This window comes from Enorma phocaeensis, assembly GCF_016901575.1.
GTDB classification, from domain to species: Bacteria; Actinomycetota; Coriobacteriia; order Coriobacteriales; family Coriobacteriaceae; genus Limicola; species Limicola phocaeensis_A.
In genome coordinates, this window is sequence record NZ_JACJKQ010000048.1 from 1 (window position 1) to 2,027 (window position 2,027).

The following is a 2,027-nucleotide window of genomic DNA, read 5'->3' on the forward strand; positions in this document are numbered from 1 at the left end:
GGGCAAGGCAGGAGAGGGGCAGGGGACGCGACAGGGGTGCCGCTGCCCCTAATGACGCCTCGTCCCCGGCGGCAATCCGCATCCGGGGGCGAGGCGCTCCTCGGAAGGGCTATTCGGGGCTCTTGAGCGCCTCGACCATGATGATGCGGTCGAGCATGCGGTTCGTGATGAGATTGACCACGAGCGCGAACACGATGGTCAGCGCTGCGGAGATGGCGTAGCTCACCGGTTCGATCATGACGGCAAAGTTGATGTCGGGCAGCTTGAGCACCACGGTGAAGCTCATGCCCAAGACCCAGCCCGCAGGAATGCCCAAAAGGATGCCGAGTCCGGTCAGCACGAGCGTCTCTTTGTTGATATAGCGTCGCACTTCGGGCGGACGGAAGCCGAGCACCTTGATCGTCGCTATCTCGCGCTCGCGTTCGGCGATATTGACCGTCGAGAGCGTGAAGAGCACGACGAACGCCAGGCCGGCTGCCAGCAGGATCACGACATAGACGACCGAGTTGATGAGCGAGAAGCTCTCGGAGAAGTCGAGGGCGAGCTGTTCGGTGCCCGAGATGGAGAGGAAGCGCTCGTCGGCGGCGAGGTCGTCAGAGAGGGCGATCTGCTCGTCCGGGGTGCCTGAGAGCTTCGCCATAAATCCGTTTGCCTCGAGGGTGCCAAAGAGGCGCTCGTAGGAAGCCTGCGACATATAGATGGCGTTGCCAAGGTAGTTGGTGACCACGCCTTCGACCGTGGTGTCGGCTTGGTTCAGGGCCGAGTCTTTGAGGCTCACCTCGGCGCCCGTGGTGAAGCCCATGACGGTGGCGGCGTTGTTGGTGATAAGGATGCCGTCGTCGGGAAGGGAGACCGCCTCGCCGGTGGCGTCGTCGACGAGCGCGATGTAGCCGTCGAGCGAGCTGCCGTCGGGCACCACGTAGAGCTGCATGCTCTCCTTTTTGCCCTGGTATTCGACGGTCACGTTGTCGATGTAGACCTCGATCATGTCGGTTACAGACGCCTCGTCTTGAAGTGCCTGCCTGGCGGCGTCGAAGTCCTCGGCCGATGTGACCGCCATGAGGTCGTAGCCGTAGACGCCCTCGCCCGCGCCCTGCGCCACGCCGGTCTCTCCGTATTGTCGCCACGCGAGCGACGCCACGGTATCTTTGATGGCGAAGCCGCACACCAGAAGCGCGGTGCAGCCCATGATGCCGAACACCGTCATGAAGAAGCGCTTCTTGTAGCGGAAGATGTTGCGGGCGGTGACCTTGTTCAAGAAGCCCATGCGGCGCCACAAGGGGCCTATGTGTTCAAGGAAGATGCGCGACCCGGCCCTCGGCGCCCTCGGGCGCATAAGGGTGGCAGGCGTCTCCTTCAGGTCGGAGCGGCATGTGATGAACGTCGCCCCGACGATGCCCACGATAAACAGGGCGATGGATCCCACCGCGTAGAACGCGTCAAAGTGAAGCGACAGGATGGGGAGCTGATACATGACGTTGAAGATGGTGAAGAGGAACAGCGGCAAGACGATGAATCCCAGAAGGTCGCCCAACACGCCTCCGATGAGAGCCGCCGAGAGCGTGTAGGCGACATATTTCGAAAGGATCCTGCCGCGCGAGTAGCCGAGAGCCTTATACAGGCCGATGAGCGTGCGCTCCTCTTCGACCATGCGCGTGGCGGTGGTGAGGCTCACCAGGACTGCCACGACAAAGAAGATGACGGGGATCACGCGTGCGATGCCCTCGATGGACGAGGTGTCGGCGTCGACGCTGGAGAAGCCGCCGAGGTTGGAGCGGTCCTGCACATACCATGTGGCGGGGCCGATGTCGCGCACCTCGGCTCGGGCGTCCTCGATCTGCTGGAGCGCGTCGGCACGCTCCTCCTCGAAGGTGGCACGCCCCTCATCGAGCTCTGCCTGGCCTTCGGCGATTTGGGCAAGCCCGTCATCGATGCTTGCTTGGTTGGCGTCGAGCTCTGCCTGGCCGTCGGCAATCTGGGCCATGCCGTCGGTGATCTCTGCCTGGGCGGCGTCAAGGCTCTCGAGC

General features: G+C 63.2%; 1 protein-coding gene. It reads right to left on the reverse strand.

Annotated features, from left to right (window positions below; genetic code table 11):
- Positions 1 to 109: 109 nt before the first annotated feature.
- On the reverse strand, positions 110 to 2,027 hold a 1,918-nt coding region (locus H6A15_RS10090), incomplete at its 5' end, for an ABC transporter permease (RefSeq protein WP_204673627.1).